General features: G+C 59.0%; 19 protein-coding genes and 3 tRNA genes. 16 read left to right on the forward strand and 6 right to left on the reverse strand.

The genetic code is table 11. The features are described 5' to 3' along the window. Nucleotides 1-7 precede the first annotated feature (7 nt). Complete coding sequence (locus I6L34_RS12135) at nucleotides 8-1,138, reverse strand: NapC/NirT family cytochrome c (protein WP_216954760.1); 1,131 nt, start codon at nucleotides 1,136-1,138, stop codon at nucleotides 8-10. 275 nt (nucleotides 1,139-1,413) lie between these two features. On the opposite strand from I6L34_RS12135, the gene I6L34_RS12140 reads away from it, so the two are divergent. From I6L34_RS12140 to I6L34_RS12150, 3 genes are all read left to right on the forward strand, one after another. Further along, a complete protein-coding gene (locus I6L34_RS12140; RefSeq protein ID WP_216954761.1) occupies nucleotides 1,414-3,381 on the forward strand; it encodes an ATP-binding protein in 1,968 nt (655 codons plus the stop codon). 55 nt (nucleotides 3,382-3,436) lie between these two features. Next, complete coding sequence (locus tag I6L34_RS12145; protein WP_005341867.1) at nucleotides 3,437-3,934, forward strand: response regulator; 498 nt, start codon at nucleotides 3,437-3,439, stop codon at nucleotides 3,932-3,934. Between the two features lie 67 nt (nucleotides 3,935-4,001). Next, the gene (locus tag I6L34_RS12150; protein WP_216954762.1) at nucleotides 4,002-5,975 is read left to right on the forward strand and encodes a DNA topoisomerase III; all 1,974 of its coding nucleotides are present in this window, start codon (nucleotides 4,002-4,004) and stop codon (nucleotides 5,973-5,975) included. A gap of 40 nt (nucleotides 5,976-6,015) precedes the next feature. On the opposite strand, the gene I6L34_RS12155 is transcribed toward I6L34_RS12150, so the two are convergent. Continuing rightward, nucleotides 6,016-6,456: a DUF417 family protein gene (locus tag I6L34_RS12155; RefSeq protein WP_139461831.1), complete on the reverse strand. Its 441-nt coding sequence runs from the start codon at nucleotides 6,454-6,456 to the stop codon at nucleotides 6,016-6,018. Between the two features lie 16 nt (nucleotides 6,457-6,472). Beyond that, nucleotides 6,473-7,006 carry a carboxymuconolactone decarboxylase family protein gene (locus I6L34_RS12160; protein WP_216954763.1) on the reverse strand — a complete coding sequence of 178 codons (534 nt, stop codon included), beginning with the start codon at nucleotides 7,004-7,006 and terminating at the stop codon, nucleotides 6,473-6,475. A gap of 101 nt (nucleotides 7,007-7,107) precedes the next feature. Here I6L34_RS12160 and I6L34_RS12165 point away from each other — a divergent pair, with 101 nt between their 5' ends. After that, nucleotides 7,108-7,938 (forward strand): AraC family transcriptional regulator, encoded by an 831-nt coding sequence (locus tag I6L34_RS12165; protein WP_216954764.1) that lies wholly within the window; start codon nucleotides 7,108-7,110, stop codon nucleotides 7,936-7,938. A 41-nt stretch (nucleotides 7,939-7,979) separates the two neighbouring features. Here I6L34_RS12165 and I6L34_RS12170 read toward each other — a convergent pair whose 3' ends face one another. Together I6L34_RS12170 and I6L34_RS12175 are read right to left on the reverse strand one after the other, a co-directional pair. Next, a complete protein-coding gene (locus tag I6L34_RS12170) occupies nucleotides 7,980-9,335 on the reverse strand; it encodes a TrkH family potassium uptake protein (protein ID WP_042082855.1) in 1,356 nt (451 codons plus the stop codon). Continuing rightward, nucleotides 9,332-9,985: a TrkA family potassium uptake protein gene (locus tag I6L34_RS12175; protein ID WP_005339863.1), complete on the reverse strand. Its 654-nt coding sequence runs from the start codon at nucleotides 9,983-9,985 to the stop codon at nucleotides 9,332-9,334. Before I6L34_RS12175 ends, I6L34_RS12170 begins: the two co-directional genes overlap by 4 nt. 127 nt (nucleotides 9,986-10,112) lie before the next feature. Here I6L34_RS12175 and murB point away from each other — a divergent pair, with 127 nt between their 5' ends. Both murB and birA read left to right on the forward strand, forming a co-directional pair. Beyond that, entirely contained in the window at nucleotides 10,113-11,150 is a 1,038-nt protein-coding gene (gene murB / locus I6L34_RS12180) for a UDP-N-acetylmuramate dehydrogenase (protein ID WP_216954765.1), read from the forward strand. Then, the gene (gene birA / locus I6L34_RS12185; RefSeq protein ID WP_058058994.1) at nucleotides 11,147-12,112 is read left to right on the forward strand and encodes a bifunctional biotin--[acetyl-CoA-carboxylase] ligase/biotin operon repressor BirA; all 966 of its coding nucleotides are present in this window, start codon (nucleotides 11,147-11,149) and stop codon (nucleotides 12,110-12,112) included. Before murB ends, birA begins: the two co-directional genes overlap by 4 nt. Before the next feature lie 80 nt (nucleotides 12,113-12,192). Here the strand turns inward: birA and coaA are convergent, their stop codons facing one another. After that, nucleotides 12,193-13,131, reverse strand: a complete 939-nt coding sequence (coaA, locus tag I6L34_RS12190) for a type I pantothenate kinase (RefSeq protein WP_005339877.1) — start codon at nucleotides 13,129-13,131, stop codon at nucleotides 12,193-12,195. A 263-nt stretch (nucleotides 13,132-13,394) separates the two neighbouring features. Here coaA and I6L34_RS12195 point away from each other — a divergent pair. The 10 genes from I6L34_RS12195 (at nucleotide 13,395) to rplL (ending at nucleotide 18,511) form a co-directional block, all read left to right on the forward strand. Further along, nucleotides 13,395-13,479, forward strand: a tRNA-Tyr gene (locus I6L34_RS12195). Between the two features lie 38 nt (nucleotides 13,480-13,517). Then, nucleotides 13,518-13,592: transfer RNA gene (locus I6L34_RS12200), tRNA-Gly, on the forward strand. A 168-nt stretch (nucleotides 13,593-13,760) separates the two neighbouring features. Beyond that, entirely contained in the window at nucleotides 13,761-14,945 is a 1,185-nt protein-coding gene (gene tuf, locus I6L34_RS12205) for an elongation factor Tu (protein WP_005339879.1), read from the forward strand. Between the two features lie 53 nt (nucleotides 14,946-14,998). Continuing rightward, nucleotides 14,999-15,075: transfer RNA gene (locus I6L34_RS12210), tRNA-Trp, on the forward strand. A 60-nt stretch (nucleotides 15,076-15,135) separates the two neighbouring features. After that, nucleotides 15,136-15,507, forward strand: coding sequence for a preprotein translocase subunit SecE (secE, locus tag I6L34_RS12215; protein ID WP_005306322.1), 372 nt, complete (start codon nucleotides 15,136-15,138; stop codon nucleotides 15,505-15,507). Nucleotides 15,508-15,516: 9 nt separating this feature from the next. Continuing rightward, nucleotides 15,517-16,068, forward strand: a complete 552-nt coding sequence (nusG, locus tag I6L34_RS12220; protein ID WP_005306318.1) for a transcription termination/antitermination protein NusG — start codon at nucleotides 15,517-15,519, stop codon at nucleotides 16,066-16,068. A gap of 134 nt (nucleotides 16,069-16,202) precedes the next feature. Next, entirely contained in the window at nucleotides 16,203-16,631 is a 429-nt protein-coding gene (gene rplK / locus I6L34_RS12225) for a 50S ribosomal protein L11 (protein ID WP_005339887.1), read from the forward strand. Between the two features lie 4 nt (nucleotides 16,632-16,635). Further along, complete coding sequence (rplA, locus tag I6L34_RS12230) at nucleotides 16,636-17,337, forward strand: 50S ribosomal protein L1 (protein WP_005339888.1); 702 nt, start codon at nucleotides 16,636-16,638, stop codon at nucleotides 17,335-17,337. A 256-nt stretch (nucleotides 17,338-17,593) separates the two neighbouring features. Further along, nucleotides 17,594-18,094, forward strand: coding sequence for a 50S ribosomal protein L10 (gene rplJ, locus I6L34_RS12235; protein WP_005339895.1), 501 nt, complete (start codon nucleotides 17,594-17,596; stop codon nucleotides 18,092-18,094). A gap of 51 nt (nucleotides 18,095-18,145) precedes the next feature. Next, nucleotides 18,146-18,511 (forward strand): 50S ribosomal protein L7/L12, encoded by a 366-nt coding sequence (gene rplL, locus I6L34_RS12240; protein WP_005306304.1) that lies wholly within the window; start codon nucleotides 18,146-18,148, stop codon nucleotides 18,509-18,511. The last annotated feature ends 67 nt before the right edge of the window (nucleotides 18,512-18,578 follow it).

The following is an 18,578-nucleotide window of genomic DNA, read 5'->3' on the forward strand; positions in this document are numbered from 1 at the left end:
GCCAGCCTTAGTGGGCCGCGCTCATGTCACTGGCGTGTTTCTGGACATACTGGGTCAACATGCGAGCCTGTTCCGGGGTCAGGGAGGTACGAGATTCCATCCCCTTGATGACGCCGATCCACTGGTTGGCGTTGAAGTGATCCAGCGCGGTGAGGCCGTGGCAACCGGTACAGTTGTTGGACATCAGGGTGGAGGCGTATTGCCACAGCTTGCCCTGATCGCCGATAAGCTGGCTCTGGTCGACCCAGGCGGTCAGCTTGACCTGATGCCAGGTGAGGTTGGTGGCGCTGTCGGTTTCGCTCTGGCCGGTGACCAGCGCTTTCTTGGCGGCATCGCCGACCAGTACGCTGAGGATCCGTTTGCCCGGTGCGGCGTAGAACACTTCGCTCACACCATCCTGTTGCCAGCCTTCGATCTGCACCTTGGCGCGGCCGTTTTCGTTGGCCAGCACTTCCACCTTGGTGGAGGGCATCAGGGTGCCTTCGTCGGTCTTGGCGGCGGCATCGAGGAACAGCGGGGTGGTGGCGATGGCGTAGCGGGTGGTGACGTTGGCCGGAGTCTGGGCCGCAGCCTGCGCCAGCTCGCTGGCACCGGCGGCAGCCAGGCCGCTCATGTCAGGCATGATGTGGGCGACACCACGGTGGCAGTCGATACAGGTCTGGCCTTCCTTGATGGCGATCGGGTGCTCGGCACGGGCATTGGGGCGCTGGGCCAGAATATCCATCGCCTCGTAGCTGTGGCAGCTGCGGCAGGTGGCGGAGTCGTTGGCTTTCAGCTCGTCCCAGACGGACTGGGCCATCCGCAGCTTGTGGGCTTCATACTTTTCCGGGGTATCCAGCGTGCCGATCGCCTCGTGATAGATATCCTTCACGGCGCGGATCTTGGTCCACAGGTAGGAGGTGGGGTCGCCCGGGATGTGGCAGTCGGCGCACTCGGCGCGGATCCCCTTGGTGTTCTGGAAGTGGACACTGCCCTGATACTCGGCGAGCGGAGTCTGCATGGAGTGGCAGGAGACGCAGAATTCGGTGGAGCTGGTCTTGTGCAGCACGGTCACGGTGACACCCAGTGCCGCGACACCCAGCAGGGCCCCGAGCAGCAGGAGCCAGAACCAGGTTTTTCTTATCAGTTTTCCAATCATGGCGGCGTTTTCCTACGGTCAATAATTACCTACATAGTACTAGTCCAATAGTAGTAGTAATGATAGGGATAAGGCGTTGACCTCCATCATGGTTTATATTTTTGATTGTTGTCACATTTTGTCTTTTGTTTTGTTGTTTGCATATTTATCGAATTAAATTCAGTTTTTTCTGTTTTATTTATTTGTGCACTTTCCGCGACAGCTGTTAGCCCCCTCGCAAAACCCCACAAGATTCGCTGATATAGTGAGCAGTGAGCCTCAACGGAGTGTCGCTGATGAGCCCTTTCTCACTGCTGTGTGTCGCCGCCAACGTGCAACTGCTGGCCGAATTCGAACAGGAGTTGGCTCCGCTGCTCGGCCATTTCGCGCTGGTGGTGGTAGTCGGTCAGGGGGCGGCGGAGCTGGCCTTGGACGAACTGGATCGAAAGGGGCAGCCACCCGCAGTGGTGGTGTGTGACAGCGAGCTGGGGGATGGGCGAGGGGCTGATTTTCTGATCCGCCTCGGCAGCCGTCACGAGGCGTGCCGCAAGATCCTGCTGGGCAGCCAGCCGGAGATGAAGTCGATCATCGAGGCGGTGAACCTAGGTCGTCTCGACTACTACCTGCAACGCCCTTGGCGCGATGGCAGCCTGCGCCGGGCGGTGATCGAGCAGGCGAGCCACTTTGTATTGCAGCGTCCCGAGGCGGATCTGCTGAGCTATGCCGCCGTGCTCGACAACCAGAAGCTGCTGCGAGCCCATGTCGATCGCCAGTTGGCAGCCTATCGGCAGGGCTTTATGGATTACACCCACTGCAGCGATGAAGAGCTGTCGCGGGTGGTGATCGACGGCCTCTACCAGTTTTTCGAGGGCAATGACGAGGAGCGGGTCTGCCGCCACTACAGCCCGGGCCATGTGCTGACCCGCGAGGGGGAGCCCAACAGCTTCCTCTGGTTTATCGCCAAGGGGGAGGTGGTGCTGCGCAAGCGGGACGAGCAGGGGATCGATCAGGAGGTGGTGCACTACCGCACCGGCTCGTTGGTGGGGGGCATGTCATTTGTGACTGGAGAACCCGCCTTCACCACCGGCGTGACTCTGACCGGTGCCGAGGTGATCAAGCTCGATAAGCTGCAATTCTCCCGGGTGATGCAGGCGCGCAGCGAACTGCTCCCCTCCTTTACCAACCTGCTGCTGCGCCACTTCAACCGCCGTCTGCAAAACAGCATCCGCACCGAGATGCGGCTGCAACAGACCCTCAACTCCCTCGATGCCGCTCACGCCCAGCTGGTGGAGAGCGAAAAGATGGCGATGCTGGGTCAGCTGGTGGCCGGTGTCGCCCACGAGCTGAACAACCCGGTGGCGGCTATTATCCGTGGCAGCGAGACCCTGCGGGCCGCCATCCCCGATCTGGTCAATCTCGAACTGCCCGCCCCCATCAAGGGTCTGGGCAACCAGACCCTCTGTCAGGCGCTCTCCTCCCAGCCGGTCTCGACCAGCGAGATCCGTGACAAGACCCGGCAGGCGGAGGGGCGCTTTGGTGACCGCCAGCAGGCGCGGCTGGCGGTGCAGATGAATCTGGATGACGAGCTGAACTGGCAGCGCTGGTTTGCCAGCCGCACTGCCGACGAGCGGGAGGCGCTGCTCTCCCGGCTGGAGCTGTTCCAGCAGACCGGCAGCTTCCTGCGCAATATCGAAGTGTGTGCCCGTCGCATCGGCGATCTGGTCAAGAGCCTCAAGCAGTATGCCCGGCAGGATCGGCTCGACCCCTCGCTGGTGGACCTGCACGAGGGACTGGAAGATACCCTGATGATTTTCGAAAACCGCCTCAAGCATCATGAGCTCTGCAAGGAGTACCAGCCGTTGCCGCTGGTGCGCTGTCACCCCATCGCCCTGCAGCAGGTGTGGACCAACCTTATCGCCAACAGTCTGGATGCCATGAGCGGCCCGGGGCGACTCACCATCCGCACCGGGTTGCTGGATCCCGAGTGGGTCATGGTAGAGATCGAGGACAGTGGTTGCGGCATCGAGCCCGAGCTGTGGCAGCGGATCTTCGATCTCAACTTCACCACCAAGCGGGAGGGACATTTCGGCCTCGGGATTGGTCTGAGCGTTTCGCTGCAGATAGTGCAACAGCACCACGGCCGGATCGAGGTGGCCTCCGAACCGGGCCGTTACACCCGGATGCGGGTCTGTCTACCGCTGGACGGCATGGGGCAGGCCGGTTACGGGGGCGAACCTCATCACAACAAGGAGCATGCTGCCTGAGCCGTCGCCAGCATCAATCGCGCGGCGTGCCAAACCATGTCGCCAAGGAGGAGCAATGAACAAACACTATCTGATCCTGTGTGTGGACGATGAGCGTGAGGTGCTGGATGCGGTGATCCATGATCTCGCCCCGTTCCGTTCCCACTTCGAACTGGAGGCTGCCGAGAGTGTCGATGAGGCGCGAGCGGTGGTGGAGGAGTGGGAGCGCGACGGTAACAAGCTGGCGCTGATCCTCTGTGACCACATCATGCCGGGAACCCTGGGGGTCGATTTTCTGGTGGAGCTGAACCGGCGAGCCTCCACCCGTGCCAGCCGCAAATTGCTGCTGACCGGACAAGCGGGGCTGGAGGCCACCGTCGAAGCGGTCAATCGCGGGGGGTTGCACTACTACCTTGCCAAGCCGTGGAAGCTGGAGACCCTGCAAGAGGCTGTGCGCGAACAGCTGACCGACTACCTGCTGGCGGAAGATGGCGAAAATGCCTTCCACTATGCGCCGCTGCTCAATCAGGCGCGGCTGTTTGCCGCCATCCACGATCACCCGTTCGACGAATAGGGGCAGTTGGGCTTTCGCGGTGGCAGTTGTATACTGTCTGCATATACAGTATTGCAGGTAGTCACCGATGCGACTCTTTATTGCCGAGAAGCCCACGCTGGGCCGCGCCATTGCCGATGCCCTGCCCAAGCCCCACAAGAAGGGCGACGGTTTTATCGAAACAGCCCAGGGGGATGTGGTCACCTGGTGTATCGGCCATCTGCTGGAGCAGGCCGAGCCCGATGCCTATGACGCTGCCTTCAAGCAGTGGCGGATGGAGCATCTCCCCATCATCCCCGCCCAGTGGCAGCTGGTGGCCAAGCCCAAGACCAAAACCCAGCTCACCGTCATCAAGCGGCTGATCAAGCAGGCGGACTGCGTGGTCAACGCCGGTGACCCGGACCGGGAAGGGCAACTGCTGGTGGACGAGGTGATCGACTTTCTCGGTTACCCGAAGACCAAGCCGGTGCAGCGTTGCCTCATCAGCGATCTCAACCCGCCCGCGGTGTGCCGCGCCCTCGACAAGCTCAGAGACAACAAGGAGTTCGTGCCGCTGGCGGTCTCCGCGCTGGCCCGTAGTCGGGCCGACTGGCTCTACGGCATCAACATGACCCGCGCCTATACCCTGCTCGGGCGCAAGGCCGGTTGCAGTGAACTGCTCTCGGTTGGTCGGGTGCAGACCCCGCTGCTCGGGCTGGTGGTGCGGCGTGATCTCGAGATCGAGGCCTTCGTCCCCAAACCCTTCTACGAGGTGCTGGCCCATCTGCTGACCGATAGCAATGAGCGCTTCACCGCCAAGTGGCTGCCATCGGAAGCCTGTCTGCCATGGCAGGACGAGGAGGGGCGGGTGCTCAACCGGGCGCTGGCCGACAAGGTGGTGAGCCGGATCAACGGCCAACCCGCACAGGTCGAATCGGTGGAGGAGCAGGCCCGCAAGCAGGCGGCGCCGCTGCCCTATAACCTCTCCAGCCTGCAGATCGATGCCGCCAAGCGGTTCGGCATGGATGCCAAGCGGGTGCTCGATATCTGCCAGAGCCTCTACGAGCGTCACAAGCTCATCACCTATCCGCGCTCCGACAGCCGCTATCTGCCGACCGACCATTTCAAGCGGGCCGAGCAGGTGCGCGGTGCCATCGCCGCCACAGCGCCCGCGCTGGCCAAGGCAGTTGCCGAGGCGGACTGCAAGATCCGCAGCAAGGCGTGGAACGATAGCAAGGTGGATGCCCACCACGCCATCATTCCCACCGAGAAGCAGGGCAATCCCGGTACGCTGGGGGCCGACGAGGCGAAGCTCTATGGCCTGATTGCCCGCCAGTACCTGCTGCAGTTCTATCCCCCGTTCGAATACAACGACAGCAAGGTGCTGCTGCGCATCGCCGGTGGTCTGTTTCAGGCCAAGGCACGGCGCATTCTCAAAGCGGGCTGGAAGGCACTGCTCGGGGTAGAAGAGGATGACGACGAAGAGAAGGCGGGCACGCTGCCTGCCCTGAAAGAGGGAGAGCAACTGCTCTGCGAGCGGGGCGAACTGCAGGAGAAAATGACCCAGCCGCCCAAGTCGTTCACCGATGCCACCCTGCTGGCGGCCATGACCGGCATCGCCCGCTATGTGCAGGATCCCGAGATCCGCAAGACCCTGCGCGACACCGATGGCCTCGGCACAGAAGCGACCCGAGCAGGCATTATCGACCTGTTGTTCAAGCGCCGCTTTCTGGTGCGTCAGGGCAAGAGCATCAAGGCGACCCCGACCGGGCGGGCGCTGGTTCAGGCGTTGCCAGCCACCGCTACCACGCCGGATATGACTGCGCTGTGGGAGCAGAGCCTTGGCCAGATCGCCGAGCGCCACGGCAGCTACCAGCAGTTTATGGGGCCGCTCACCGAGCAGCTTAACGGCCTGATTGAAGGGGCGCGGCAGGACTCCGGCGCCAGCTTCAGCGCCCTGCCCAAGGAGGCGCCGGGTGCCGGCAAGCGGCGTTTTACCAGGCGCAAGAGTCCGGCGGCCAGCACGACTGGCGGGCCCCGACCGCGCAAGACGGCCAGCAAGCGCCAGACCAGGGCGGCATAACGAAAAAAGGCGCCCATCCTGGGCGCCAAAGGCATTGTTGTCAGGCTGCCTGAGTGGACAAGCTGGCACGGATCCTGTGCTGGTAGTGCAGCACCACACCGAGAAACACCAGATCCTTGAACAGGAAGAACTCGGTGACTGGCACGCCATCAACCACTTTCCAGACACCTGTCAGGGTCAGCAGGAAGCTCAGCGTCGCCAGGAAGGTGACGATAGCCCCCATGCTGCACCAGTAACCGATGCGAGGTTGCCACAGACCCACGACCAGTCCGATGGCGATCACTATCTCGACCACCCCGATCAGGTTCGATACGCTCTGTTCCGACAGGGGGCCATAGAGCCAGCTCATCAAGGGGTGGCTGGCTACCAGTGGTTTGATGGCGGCTGCCTCTGTCGGGGTAAACTTGAAGACGCCGATCCAGAGCAGGGTCATTACCACGCCCGCCAGGGCGACCAGAAAGCCTTTGTCATGTTGTTGCATGGGGGGGGCTCCTTGTTTAAGGGGTCAGAGTGACGGGCGGGAAGTCGATCTCGGTCGCTGCCAGGTGGTTGCCATAGTTGGTCAGGGTATTGACGACCACCTGGCCGAGCACCTCCAGCAGCAGCTCGTCATCTACGCCTGCGGCACGGGCGCTAGCAAGCTGCTCGTCACTGATCACCCCGCGCTGACTGACCAGTGCCGTTGCCAGTTGCAGCAGGGCGTGATCAAGGGGAGCCGAGGCCTGGCCGAGCCGGGCAGCCCGGATCTCCTGAGCCGAGAATCCGGCCTTGCCCGCCAGTAGTGTGTGGGCAGACAAACAGTATTGGCAGGCGTTGGCTTGACCTATGGCCAGTGCCAGCAACTCCCGTTGTCGGGCAGTGAGGCGCCCCTTGCCAAGCGCCTCGGCAAAGCCCAGGAAGCCATTGAGCAGGGCTGGCGAGTGGGCCAGGGTGGCGTAGAGGTTGGGCGCCATGCCCAGATTGCGTTGCAGGGTGGCCAGGGTCTGGGCGGCTGCGGGTTGCGGCTGGGATACGGGTTGGATACGGCTCATGATCTTCTCCTGTGGTAGTGAAGGTACGGGAGACAGTGTGCCGTCATTCGTGATACGTTTTATCACTCATCGTCTGCAAATAAATACTATTCGTCTCAAATATGGATCCGCTCTCTGCCCTGTTGGTTCATGCCTCCCCCGAAGCCAAGATCTTCTTCGCCGGCAACCTGTGCCAGAACTCCTCCAGTGATGATTACCCGAGTGGCGGACATCTTCATCTGCTGCGCAGCGGCGCCGTCATGTTGCGTGAAGAGGGGGTCGCCAGCTTGCTGCTCGAGGAGCCGACCCTGATCCTGTTCCCTCGGGGGCGTCCTCACAAGCTTGAACCCAGAACGTTGGGGGGTTGCGATTTGGTGTGCGCCAATGTCGCATTCGGCAAGGGGGGCGCATCGCCGTTGCAACTGGCATTACCGGGCTCGCTGGTGCTGCCGCTAAGGGAGTTGCCTGCCCTGACGCCGGTGCTGAGTCAGCTGTTTGACGAGGCGTTTCACCCCCGCTACGGGCAGGATCCGCTGGTCTCCCGCTTGCTGGAGGTACTGTTGATCCTGCTGCTGCGTCATCTGGTCGAGCAAGGGGGGTGTCAGCAGGGGATGCTGGCAGGTATTTCCGATCCCCAGTTGGCCAAGGCGATCTCGGTGATGCATCAGCGTGGGGATGAACCCTGGACGGTGGCCACGCTGGCGCGGGAGGCCGGCATGTCGCGGGCCCGCTTTGCTGCGAGGTTTCAGGAGCGGGTTGGTCAAGCGCCGCTGGGTTATCTGACCCACTGGCGCATGGCGCGAGCCTGTCAGCAACTACTGGCGGGGGAGCCTATGGTGCAGGTGGCGCTGGGGGCGGGGTACAGCAGCAGTGTTGCCTTTGGTCGGGCATTCGAGCGGGAGCTGGGGGTGAGCCCGGGGCGCTGGCTCAAGGCGCAGCAACAAGCCGAATAAAAAAACGGGGCAGCCAGTGGCGGCCCCGTTTTCATAACCGGTCAGCCGGTATAGACGTTCTCTTCCGGATAACGGATGCGGGTCTCGACCGGGCGGGCCAGCATAAAGGCCAGGGTCAGCGGGCCGAGACGGCCGCAGATCATCACCAGCACCAGGATCAGCTTGCCCGGCTCGCTCAGGGAGGCGGTGATGCCGGTAGAGAGGCCGACGGTGGCAAATGCCGAGATGGTCTCGAACATGATTTTGTCGAACGGCAGATCCTCGGTCACCATCAGCAGGAACATCGCCAGCATCAGCACCATGGTGCTGACGATAATGATGGCCAGCGAGCGGGTCACGATCTGGGGCGACAGGGTGCGGCCAAAAGCGGTGACATGGGGCCGTTTGGTCAGAAACGCCTTGGTCGCCAGCAGCACCACGGCGAAGGTGGTGACCTTGATACCACCACCGGTTGAGGTGGCACCGGCACCGATAAACATCAGCATCATCAGGAACAGCAATGCCGCCGGGGTCATCAGCCCGATATCTATGGTATTGAAACCGGCTGTACGGGCACTGGCAGACTGGAAGAAGGCAGCCAGCAGCTGGCCACCGACACCGGCCTTGCCGAGGGTGCCGGGGTTGTTGTGTTCCAGCAGCCAGAACATCAGGGTACCGGCCAGCAGCAGCGCCGGGGTCATCAGCAGCATCAGCTTGCTGTGCAGCTTCAGCTTGCGCCAGCGGCGGTTGCGCACCAGATCGACGATGACGGTAAAACCGATCCCCCCCAGGATCAGCAGACCGGCGATGGTCAGGCTGATGATGGGGTCGTCCCTATAGTCCATCAGGTTGTTGGCAAACAGCGAAAACCCGGCGTTGTTGAAGGCTGAGACCGCGTGGAAGAAGCTGACATAGAGGCCGTGCACCCACCCCATCTCGGGCACCCAGCGGATCGCCATGATGCCGGTGCCAATCAGCTGGGCGATAAAGGCGAACAGCACGATCCGTTTGACCAGCTGGATGATGTTGACCGAGCCCTCCTGTCCCAGCGCCTCCTTGGCCAGCACCTGCTGGCGCAGACCGACCCGCTTGCTGAAGATGGCGATCAGCAGCAGGGTCATGGTCATCTGGCCCAGACCTCCGATCTCCATCAGCATCAGCAGGAAAATCTGCCCCTGCAGGGTGAAGGCGGTGCCGGTATCCACCACGCCAAGACCTGTCACGCTGATGGCCGAGGTGGCGGTAAACAGGGCGTTGACGAAGGTAACCTCGCCATTGTGGCTGGAGGGTTGCACCAGAAAGATGGTGCCAATCAGCAGAATGATCAGAAAGCTGCCGAGGATCAGCCGGGCTTCGCTCCAGCGAGAGTCCTGCTCCCGATGGAGGGCGAAGGCGTAGCTGCTGCGCCAGTTGATCATAGAGTTTCGAGCCAGTGGTCGATAGCGTGCTTGTTGCCCGCCAGGATCAGGATGTCGCCCAGTTGCAGCTCCATCTTGCCGGTCAGCACGTTGTGCAGCACATCACCACGCTTGATGGCGAGCAGCTGGAAATCGCTCTGTTGCAGCAGGTGGAAGTCGCCCAGTTCCCGGCCGTTCTGTTGCAGGCCAATCACGAACTCGGTCAGCACCATGTCGTGGCCCAGCTCCAGATAGTCGAACAGCCGGTTGTCCAGCATGCTCTGGGCGACCCGGCGGCCCATGTCCCACTCCGGGTTGATCACCTTGTCGGCGCCCACTTTCTGCAGGATCTTGGCGTGGAACTTGTCGCGCGCCTTGACCCACACCTTCTTCACGCCTGCCTCTTTCAAGACGAGGGTGGTGAGGATGCTGGTCTCCAGGTTGTCACCGATGGCAACGAAGACGATATCGAAATTGGCCAGTCCCAGCTCGGCTACGGTGGCCTCGTCGGTAGCATCCGCCACGATAACGTGATTGCAGAGGGCGGCGATTTGCCGGGTCTTGCTCTCGTCGATATCGATGGCCAGTACTTCTGCATCTTGCCGTTGCAGCTCTTCGCACAGCGCGCTGCCAAACAGGCCCAGGCCGATGACGGCAAACTGGTTGTTCATGAGTTGTTCCTCAGCAGTTGAAGTCGCCTACTCTAAACCACTGCTATTCCCCCGAAAAGGGCTCGGGTTTTTCGTCATGGGGCAACTTGAGGTAGACTGCGCCCTTGCACCAAGCCGGGATAGACCGATGAAACTGAATGCCAACGCCTCCTTGTTGAAGCTCAACACCCTTGCCCTCGATGCGTATTGCCTCTGGCTGGCCGAGGTGGAGCAGGTTGCCGATCTGGCGACCCTGCGTGCCGATCCGCAGTTCAACCAGCTGCCGCGCCTCAATCTGGGCGGCGGCAGCAACATGCTTTTCACCACCGATTTTCTCGGTCTGGTGGTGCTCAACCGGCTCAAGGGGATTACCGCTGAAGATGGTGGCGATAACTGGTTGCTCCATGTGGCGGCCGGTGAAGATTGGCATCAGCTGGTGCGCCATACCTTGCAACAGGGCTGGTTCGGGCTGGAGAATCTGGCGCTTATTCCCGGCACGGTCGGTGCGGCGCCGGTGCAGAACATCGGTGCCTATGGCGTTGAGCTGGCCGACTTCTGCGCCTATGTCGAGGCGTTCAACTGGCAGAGTGGCGAGATTGAACGGATCGCGGCGGCAGAGTGCCGCTTCGGGTATCGTGACAGCATCTTCAAGCACGAGTATCAGGACTCCCACCTGATCACCGCAGTCGGGCTCACACTGCCCAAGGCGTGGCAACCGGTGCTGGGCTATGGCCCGCTGGCGGCGCTCGGTGACGCGCCTTCGGCGCAGGCCATCTTCGATACCGTCTGTGCCACCCGCATGGCCAAACTGCCGGATCCCGCCGTACTCGGCAATGCGGGCAGCTTCTTCAAAAATCCGGTGGTGCCTGCCGCGCTGGCGGAGTCGCTCAAGTCGCGCTATCCGCAGATGCCCTGCTATCCGGCTGGCGAAGGGCAGTCCAAGCTGGCGGCAGGCTGGCTCATCGATCAGTGCGGGCTGAAAGGTTTCGCCATTGGCCGCGCCGCTGTTCATCAGGAGCAGGCGCTGGTGCTGGTCAATCTGGGGGGCGCCAGTGCCATGGAGCTGATCGCGCTGGCGGCTCATGTCCGTGACAGCGTGGAGCAGACGTTTGGCGTGGTGCTGGAGCACGAGGTGCGTTTTATGGGTGCGCATGGTGAAACCTGGCTCGACGAGGTGCTCTCATGACCCTTACTCCCATCAGACAGACCTTGATCACTCTGCTTAGCGACGGCCAGTTTCACTCCGGCGAACAGCTGGGTGAGCAGCTCGGCATCAGCCGGGCGGCGGTGAGCAAACACATGGCGGCGCTCAAGGAGCTGGGGCTGGATCTCTTTAGCCTGACCGGTAAGGGCTACCGGCTGGCGGTGCCGATGGCGCTCTATGACGAGGCGCAGCTGCAGGCACTGGCCCCGATGGCACCGGTGCACTGTTTTCCGGTCATTGGCTCGACCAACCAACACCTGCTGGATCGGGTCAATGAGCTGCGCTCTGGCGAGAGCTGTCTGGCCGAGTGTCAGACCGCCGGGCGCGGTCGTCGTGGCAAACCCTGGATTTCGCCGTTTGGTTGCCAGCTGATCCTCAGCATGTACTGGCGACTCGAGCAAGGCATGGCGGCGGCCATGGGGCTGAGTCTGGCGGTCGGCGTGGCAGTGGTTGAAGCGCTGGAGTCCCTTGGTTATCAGGGGGTCGAGCTCAAGTGGCCGAACGACCTCTACTATCAGGGCCGCAAGCTGGCGGGCATTCTGGTAGAGATGAGCGGTAGCGCCGGGGCCAGCTGTCATCTGGTGATCGGCATCGGTCTCAATCTGGCGATGCCTGCCCGCGAAGGGGAGAAGATCGATCAGGCCTGGGCCGAGCTGCGCCACATCAATCCGGAACTGGTGGATCGCAATCAACTGGCGGCCCGGATGATCGTCCATCTGCAGCGGGCGCTGCACACCTTTGAGCAACAGGGGTTGGCAAGCTTTGTCGATGAGTGGAATCGGCTCGATCACTTTGCCGGCCGTCCGGTGCGCTTGCTGATGGGAGATCAGGAGATCCGCGGCATCGCCCGTGGCATCGACGATCGTGGCGCCCTGCGACTGGAGACAGGTGAAGGGATCAAATTCTATCTAGGGGGCGAGCTCTCCCTGCGTCGGGGCGACTGAGGGCCTGCAAGGCCACTCATGATGCCAAACAGAAGAGGGGGCCTGCGGGCCCCCTCTTCGTTATCCGGCAATGGCTGTCATCATTTGCGCAGTTTGATCTGCTCGATGGCGTGCTCATGGCCCTTGGTCATGATCAGGTTGGCTCGCTCACGCGTTGGTAGGATATTTTCTTGCAAATTCAGATAGTTGATATCTTGCCAGATGTTGCTCGCGATCTGGGTCGCCTCACTCTCCGCCAGCTTGGCGTAGTTATGGAAGTAGGAGTCGGGATCCGAGAAGGCGCCGCTGCGGAATTTCAGGAAGCGTTCGATATACCAGGTGCGCAGCAGTTCGGCATCGGCATCCACATAGATGGAGAAGTCGACGAAGTCCGACACGAAGACCCGATGGGGCTCCTGAGGGTAATCCATGCCGCTTTGCAGCACATTGAGCCCTTCCAGGATCAGGATGTCCGGCTGCTCCACCACCTTCTTCTCATCGGGAATGATGTCGTAGATAAGGTGGGAGTAAACCGGCGCTTCGACCTTCTCGTGACCGGCGCGGATATTGGCGACAAACTCCACCAGATGGCGAATGTCGTAGGACTCAGGGAACCCCTTGCGGCGCATCAGGCCGCGCTCTTCCAGTACCTTGTTGGGATAGAGGAAGCCGTCGGTGGTGACCAGCTCCACCCGCGGATGTTCCGGCCAACGCTCCAACAGGGCCTGCAGAATACGGGCCGTGGTGCTTTTGCCCCCCGCCACGCTGCCGGCAATGCTGATGATATAGGTGCCCTTGCCGCGGGACTGGCCGAGGAACTGCTCCAGCACCCTGCTGCGACGCTGTTTGGCCTTGACATAGAGATTGAGCAGGCGGGAGAGAGGCAGATAGATCTCTTCCACTTCCCGCAATGACACCTTCTCGTTGATCCCGCGCAGGGTCTGCAGATCGTGTTCGGTCAGGGTCAGGGGGACCGAATCGCGCAATAACGCCCATTGTTCGCGGGTGAATTGCAGATAGGGGTTATGCTCTGTCGTCATGGTGTCATCACTGTTTCTTGGGCACGGCGACCATACACCAAGGGTGGGGGAGCGACAAGGGACGCAGCAGGATTGGCTTGTTTGCCCCCGCTTTTTTGCAAACTTCCCAGCAATAAAGCATATTTTGCCGGGTTCAATGGTTGCATCCCCCAAAACCTTACAATAAAATGCGCGACGCTTGACTGTCTGTCGTCTATTTGCCGTGCAAAAGCGATAAACACAACGGGTGCAAGCAGAATTACCGTTGTGACAATCTGGCGTCTGGAGGGGTTCCCGAGCGGCCAAAGGGATCAGACTGTAAATCTGACGGCTCTGCCTTCGAAGGTTCGAATCCTTCTCCCTCCACCATATTTCTCTGCGGTTTGAGTTCTTTGGGTTAGAGAAATGCGGGCATCGTATAATGGCTATTACCTCAGCCTTCCAAGCTGATGATGCGGGTTCGATTCCCGCTGCCCGCTCCAAGATGCTGATATGGCTCAGGCGTTAGCAGAGCCGCACCCTAGGGTGAGTTCGGCAAGCGAACCAGCCATCAGTACCTCTCTCTTTCCCACCAGATTCAAATCCATCATATAAACTGTTCTGTGGTTAGCTTGCCACCGCGTACTCAGCGTTAGTTTAGAGGGACGATCATGTCTAAAGAAAAATTTGAGCGTAATAAACCGCACGTTAACGTGGGTACCATCGGCCACGTTGACCACGGTAAAACCACCCTGACTGCAGCTATCACCAACGTGCTGGCCAAGCACTTCGGTGGTAAAGCTTTCGCCTTCGACCAGATCGACAAGGCACCGGAAGAGCGTGAGCGTGGTATCACCATCAACACCTCCCACGTAGAATACGACACCGCTACCCGTCACTACGCGCACGTAGATTGCCCGGGTCACGCCGACTACGTTAAAAACATGATCACCGGTGCTGCCCAGATGGACGGCGCGATCCTGGTAGTAGCAGCGACTGACGGCCCGATGCCGCAGACTCGTGAGCACATCCTGCTGGGTCGTCAGGTTGGTATCCCGTACATGATCGTGTTCATGAACAAGTGTGACATGGTTGATGACGAAGAGCTGCTCGAACTGGTAGAGATGGAAGTTCGTGAACTGCTGACCGAGTACGACTTCCCGGGTGATGACCTGCCGGTAGTTCGTGGTTCCGCACTGAAAGCGCTGGAAGGCGACGCTCAGTGGGAAGAGAAGATCATCGAGCTGGCTGGCCACCTGGATACCTACATCCCGGAGCCGGAGCGCGCGATTGACCAGCCGTTCCTGATGCCTATCGAAGACGTATTCTCTATCGCTGGCCGTGGTACCGTAGTTACCGGTCGTGTAGAGCGCGGTATCGTTAAAGTAGGTGAGACCGTAGAAATCGTTGGTATCAAAGATACCGTTTCTACCACCTGTACCGGTGTTGAAATGTTCCGTAAGCTGCTGGACGAAGGTCGTGCAGGCGAGAACATCGGCGCGCTGCTGCGTGGTGTTAAGCGTGAAGACGTAGAGCGTGGTCAGGTACTGGCCAAGCCGGGTTCTATCAAGCCGCACACCAAGTTCGAATCTGAAGTGTACGTACTGTCCAAAGAAGAAGGTGGTCGTCATACCCCATTCTTCAAAGGCTACCGTCCGCAGTTCTACTTCCGTACTACCGACGTGACCGGTACCATCGAACTGCCGGAAGGCGTAGAGATGGTAATGCCGGGCGACAACATCAAAATGGTTGTTACCCTGATTGCCCCGATCGCGATGGACGACGGCCTGCGTTTCGCTATCCGTGAAGGTGGCCGTACCGTAGGTGCCGGTGTTGTAGCCAGCGTAATCGCTTAATCTTTGGCTTACATAAATAAAGCAAAGCCCCTATAATAGGGGCTTTCTTGTGTAGGGGCGTAGTTCGAATTGGTAGAACAGCGGTCTCCAAAACCGATGGTTGCGGGTTCGAGTCCTGCCGCCCCTGCCATATACCTCGTCTCGTACGGGGCTTTTGTGTCTTTGGTTACGTCAGATACAGGTGGGTTGTATGAGTGTTAGTTCTGAGAGCCAGGGCGGAAGCAAGGATACCCTGCTTTGGGGCCTGGTTTTCATTATCCTGGCGGCCGCTGTAGTGGGTAATTACCTGCTCAACGATGTTGTCGCTGCCGTCCGCGCCCTGGGTGTGGTCGTTGTCATTGCTGCTGCTGGTGCAGTAGCCCTGCAAACCACCAAGGGAAAGGCAACACTGGCATTCGCCCGTGAGTCTCGCCTGGAAGTCCGCAAGGTCGTATGGCCGACCCGTCAGGAAGCCATTCAGACAACCCTGATTGTGCTGGCGGTGACCGCCGTGATGGGGCTGCTGCTGTTCGTTCTGGACGGTGCCTTGGTCTGGTTGGTCAACCTGATTACCGGTGTGTAAGGATAAGCCATGACTGAACAACGTGAACAACGTATGAGATGGTATGTCGTGCAGGCTTTTTCCGGCTATGAAGGCCGTGTAGCCAAGTCCCTGCGTGAACATATCAAGATGCATGGCATGGAAGACATGTTCGGTGAAGTACTGGTCCCGACCGAAGAAGTGGTCGAGATGCGTGCTGGCCAGAAGCGCAAGAGTGAGCGCAAGTTTTTCCCGGGTTATGTCCTGGTCCAGATGATCATGGATGAAACCACATGGCACCTGGTGCGTAACGTACCGCGTGTCATGGGCTTCATCGGCGGTACTTCCGACCGTCCGGCACCGATCTCCGACAAAGAGGCCGATGCCATCTTGAACCGTCTGCAGGATGCCCACGACAAGCCGCGTCCGAAAACCCTGTTTGAACCGGGTGAAATGGTGCGGGTTGCTGATGGTCCGTTTGCCGACTTCAACGGTACCGTTGAAGAGGTCGATTATGAGAAGAGCCGCGTGAAGGTCTCTGTACTGATCTTCGGTCGTTCTACTCCTGTTGAACTGGATTTTGGTCAGGTCGAAAAAGGCTGATTGAATTCTGTACGTTTAACGGTTGTCAGGGGCAGCGAATATCTCTATAATTCGCTGCCCCTTTATTAGTTGGGGAGCCGTTTGCAGGAGCAAGTCTCCGAGGCGCTAGAACCCATTTTTGAGGTATTTTCCTAATGGCTAAGAAAGTCACAGCTTATATCAAGCTGCAGGTTGCTGCTGGTGCAGCCAACCCGTCTCCTCCCGTTGGTCCTGCACTGGGTCAACACGGTGTTAACATCATGGAATTCTGTAAGGCGTTCAACGCTCGTACAGAGAAGCTGGAAAAAGGTTCACCGACTCCGGTCGTGATCACCGTTTACAGCGACCGTTCCTTCACCTTCGAAACCAAGACTCCGCCTGCTTCCTTCCTGCTGAAGAAAGCTGCTGGCATCAAGTCTGGTTCTTCCAAGCCGAACAAAGACAAGGTTGGTAAGGTGACCGTTGCTCAGCTGCAAGAAATCGCCAAGACCAAAGAGCCGGATATGACTGGTGCCGATCTGGATGCAAAAGTACGTTGCATCGCAGGCTCCGCTCGTTCCATGGGTCTGGTAGTGGAGGATTAAGACAATGGCTAAACTTTCCAAGCGTATGCGCGTTATTCGCGAAAAAGTTGACGGTACCAAAGAGTACTCCATCAACGAAGCCATTGCCCTGCTTAAAGAACTGGCTACCGCCAAGTTCGTTGAAAGCGTTGACGTTGCTGTCAACCTGGGTATCGACGCTCGTAAATCTGACCAGAACGTACGTGGTGCTACTGTACTGCCGCACGGTACCGGTCGTGATGTACGCGTTGCCGTATTTACTCAAGGTGCAAACGCCGAAGCAGCTAAAGCTGCCGGTGCTGACCTGGTAGGTATGGATGACCTGGCCGATCTGGTTAAGAAAGGCGAGATGAACTTCGACGTAGTTATCGCATCCCCGGATGCCATGCGCGTTGTTGGTCAACTGGGTCAAATCCTGGGCCCGCGCGGCCTGATGCCGAACCCGAAAGTTGGTACTGTAACTCCTAACGTTGCCGAAGCAGTCAAGAACGCCAAGGCTGGTCAGGTTCGTTACCGTAACGACAAGAATGGTATCATCCATACCACTCTGGGTAAGGTTTCTTTCAACGAAGTTCAGCTGAAAGAAAACTTGGAAGCTCTGCTGGTTGCCCTGAAAAAAGGCAAGCCCTCTTCCGCCAAAGGTCAATTCATCAAGAAAGTCAGCATCTCCACCACCATGGGTGCCGGTGTTGCCGTAGACCAAGCTTCTCTGGAAGCTCAGGCCTAATTGATGGGTTTTACAAGGCGCAAAATTTAATCTATAATTTTGCGCCTTGATTGGTTGGGGGTTTCGACCTCCGTCCAAGACCGCAGGAGGCTGCAAAGCCTTAATGTTTCCTGCGTAGACGGTGCCGGAAACCCAGCGAGAAAGATTCTTTCTCTTCTGGAATCCTGCTACCGCATCGTTCCCCTCTGTTGTAAAGGTAGGGGGGATGTGTCAGTACTGGGTCAATAGACCCGGATTCAATCCAGGAGTTAAGCCAATGGCATTGGGACTCGAAGACAAAAAGGCAATTGTTGCTGAAGTCAACGAAGCTGCCAAAGGCGCTCTTTCTGCAGTTGTTGCCGATTCTCGCGGTGTAACTGTAGACAAGATGACCGTCCTGCGTAAAACCGCTCGTGAAGCCGGTGTGTACATGCGCGTTGTGCGTAACACCCTGCTGCGTCGCGCGGTAGAAGGTACCGAATACGAGTGCCTGAACGACGCATTTACCGGTCCTACCTTGATTGCTTTCTCTAACGAACACCCGGGCGCTGCTGCTCGTCTGTTCAAAGAGTTTGCCAAAGCGAACCAAAAGTTCGAAATCAAGGCTGGCGCTTTTAACGGTGAGTTTATCGCCGCAGCACAAATTGATCGTCTGGCCACGCTGCCGACTTACGAAGAAGCAATTGCGAAGTTGATGGCGACTATGAAAGAAGCCTCTGCTGGCAAGCTGGTTCGTACTATCGCTGCTGTTCGCGACCAGAAACAAGCTGCTGCTTGATTCTCGCCTATTTAGGCTGTTTGAGTTTATTCAACATCAGGAATTTTTGTCATGTCTATCACTAAAGACCAAATCATCGAAGCCGTTGCTTCCATGTCCGTAATGGAAGTTGTTGAGCTGATCGAAGCTATGGAAGAGAAGTTCGGTGTTTCTGCCGCTGCTGCCGTAATGGCTGGCCCGGCTGCTGCTGAAGCAGTAGAAGAGAAGACCGAGTTCGACGTAGTTCTGACTGCTGCTGGCGCCAACAAAGTTGCCGTTATCAAAGCCGTTCGTGGCGCTACCGGTCTGGGCCTGAAAGAAGCCAAAGATCTGGTAGAAGCTGCTCCGGCTAACCTGAAGGAAGGCGTGTCCAAGGACGAAGCTGAAGCTCTGAAGAAAGAGCTGGAAGCTGCCGGTGCTTCTGTTGAGATCAAATAATCTGCATTTATGTAGATTAGCCTGATAAAACAGGCTAGGGCTGGTGAATTTTTGTTCACCAGCCTTT

Source organism: Aeromonas sp. FDAARGOS 1404, assembly GCF_019047085.1.
GTDB classification, from domain to species: Bacteria; Pseudomonadota; Gammaproteobacteria; order Enterobacterales; family Aeromonadaceae; genus Aeromonas; species Aeromonas veronii.